The following is a 333-nucleotide window of genomic DNA, read 5'->3' on the forward strand; positions in this document are numbered from 1 at the left end:
AATTACTTATCATATCCGTCCTCACATCATGTTTGTGATACTAGCTTCTACTATGGTTGGTTTTGTATTTAGTTCCCGAGGGTTAGGCTGGGGTACTAAGTTGACCATGCTTTCAATATCAGCTGCTGCCTTCTTATTTATTTATCAGGATGTTCTTAGGGTTGTTGGCATTGAACAGGGAGAAGAAGTTACTCAGGGGCTAAGTCTATCACACAGGGCATTTGAATTGTCTAAGGCTACATCAGGGCTCGATATTAGTAGTTACTCGCTGCCCGAGCAGGTGTTTACATTTCTTTTCAGGCCTTTGTTTTTCGATACAACTGGCATGTTAGG

General features: G+C 41.7%; 1 pseudogene. It reads left to right on the forward strand.

The features are described 5' to 3' along the window. Window positions 1–28: 28 nt before the first annotated feature. A pseudogene (locus E1176_RS00085) lies at window positions 29–333 on the forward strand (hypothetical protein); the annotation flags it as partial.

Source organism: Fulvivirga aurantia (genome assembly GCF_009711475.1).
Lineage (GTDB): Bacteria > Bacteroidota > Bacteroidia > Cytophagales > Cyclobacteriaceae > Fulvivirga > Fulvivirga aurantia.